Origin of the sequence: Pseudomonas neustonica (assembly GCF_003797945.1) — a bacterium.
GTDB classification, from domain to species: domain Bacteria; phylum Pseudomonadota; class Gammaproteobacteria; order Pseudomonadales; family Pseudomonadaceae; genus Halopseudomonas; species Halopseudomonas neustonica.
Genome location: NZ_RKKU01000067.1, coordinates 1 through 1,669, shown reverse-complemented (window position 1 = coordinate 1,669; position 1,669 = coordinate 1). Strand labels below are relative to the sequence as shown.

2 protein-coding genes are annotated in these 1,669 nt (G+C 53.4%); both read right to left on the bottom strand.

Translation table 11 applies throughout. From position 1 onward, the window contains the following. Positions 1–1,472 (bottom strand): tyrosine-type recombinase/integrase (locus tag EF096_RS20115; RefSeq protein WP_148079651.1); only part of this gene is annotated, 1,472 nt, incomplete at its 3' end. Positions 1,473–1,486: 14 nt separating this feature from the next. Beyond that, a partial coding sequence (locus EF096_RS20515; protein WP_218565822.1) for a hypothetical protein occupies positions 1,487–1,669 on the bottom strand: 183 nt, incomplete at its 5' end.

The following is a 1,669-nucleotide window of genomic DNA, read 5'->3' as shown; positions in this document are numbered from 1 at the left end:
CTGGCGAGATAGCGCGATGGCTTCGCGCTTGAATTCAGGGCTGTATTTTCTGCGTTTGGACATGAACACTCCTTTGGCACATTGTGCCTCTTTTCAAGAGTGTCCGCAGTAACGGGGTAGAACCCCTGCAGCTCTCTCGTGTCAGAGACTACGCATAACGCCAAATCTACGTTCACCGACTTAGCCCAAGTGCCGAGCCCCTGCAGCCAAAGGTTAGAACTCTCTTCGGACAGAGAGGCTCTGCGAGCCTCTAACTCAACCAGCAACCCCTGCAGTCGTAGGGTTTCGGAGTGAAATAGCTGCGCACGCTTTAGCTTAGGCGCTCTCGACCTGAGAATCAGGTCTGAATCCATCGAAATCAAATCGTAACCGGCATAACCCGACTCAATCTCTATTCGTACTGCTTTCGAGTGCAATGCTTCTGCCCTGTCCTGATTTAGGAAAAGGCGGCTAGCCACGCTTCGAATGTCTCTACCGGTATACCGCACCTGCCTCAATAGAAGGTCTACTTCTTCCAAACGAATGCGCTCTCTAGGGAAGGCACTTCCACTCAATGTTGTAGGTGCTCTGGGAACACGTTTCCGGGTTTCGACTCCATGCGGCATGAATGATACCTTTCTACCACTGAGCGGGCCGCGAGCCCTCCTGCGCCGCACAGTCGCATAAGCGATTTGAAGCGAGTACGCCAACGCGAAATCAGACAATGCAGGACTCGAGCCCCTCAGGTGAGCGTGGGCCACCTGATCGATGCAGTGCGCATAGCTAGCCAAGGTGGTGTGCTCATCCGCATGACCGGTTGCCACCATTACGCTGCGTAGGGGGTATAAAGCGTCTGCTCCGACGAATTCGCCCCACCCCTCCTCACTTATTTTCTCGTCGCCAAATCCAGGTAGTTCAACCGCCTCAACTCGACCAACCATCCGTGTAACCCAGCCGTGGCGTAAATGGTGAAATCTAAGCGTTTCGTCACCGGTTAGCGACCTCAGCAACGTATTCAAATAGCGCGCTGTAAGATGTCGATCAATCAAGAGCCTGGCACCAGCGGTTTCACTCATCAGCGGTACCGAAGCGGCTTCCGTCCATACAGCTCCAGCCGCACCCACCAGACGTTCAACCAAATGCTTTTCTACATCATCCAAACGCTCCAACAAATAAACGACTCGGACAGAAGAGGATGTTTTGGTGTCGCCGTGCGCGGTATTCCGTACCCAAAGTATGACCTCACCAGAATCGTGCTGGACATCGCGATATTCCAGCCGCAGCGCTTCACCAAACCGGAGCCCAAATCTATAACCAAAGAGCAACATCCCACCGTATTGCATTCGTGCTTGTTCAGATAAGCCGTCGTCTGATAAAACAATCTGCAACGCGTCACGATACTCAGTAGCTGTTAGGAAATTCGCATCAGCATAAGTCGGCGCGATTAGACTACCGGCTGCAGCCATGACACCGGACCAGCTCAGCTCATCCATGCCAAAGCGCTGCACTAAGAAGTGATGAAACTCTCTAAGCCTGCTCGCCAGTTCGTAACGGCGAGTCTCCTCTGAACCGCCCCGGGTTTCGCGGAGGCTTCAACTCCTGAGAAGATGAAGCCATGAACAAGACAAACAAGTTTTCCCCTGAAGTCCGTGAACGAGCCGTGCGGATGGTGCAAGAGCATCGCGGCGAC